1 pseudogene is annotated in these 383 nt (G+C 45.7%); it reads right to left on the minus strand.

The features are described from left to right. Nucleotides 1–36: 36 nt before the first annotated feature. Nucleotides 37–383, minus strand: a pseudogene (locus ACYVTD_RS17745) (tetrahydrofolate synthase); the annotation flags it as partial.

The raw sequence follows: 383 nt of genomic DNA on the forward strand, positions 1-383 counted from the left end.
ATACTTTTAACGCTTGCTCGCATTGTTTTGCCAATACTAAAGGTTTGCCTTTTTTATAATTCCAGCTTTTTCTTCCGCAATCGCATCTATTGTTTTGCCTAAAAAATTTTTGTGTTTCAACCCGATTAATGTAATTTCGCTAACCAGCGGATCAAGCACATTGGTTGAATCCAGCCGACCGCCCATTCCTTGTTCCACCACCATTACGTCCCCTTTTGCCTTTTTGGCGCATAGGGAAAATAACAGCCTTAAAAGCCCCCAAAATGTAGGGTCGCTCCCGTCATCGGAATTTGGGGAAAAAGTCTCCCCCGCCGTTGGTTGCGTTTTTACAAGGGCGGTTAAACGCTCCTCCACGATGTTTTTCAGTCCGTCGCCCCAGGAGC

This window comes from Treponema sp. R6D11 (genome assembly GCF_054786075.1).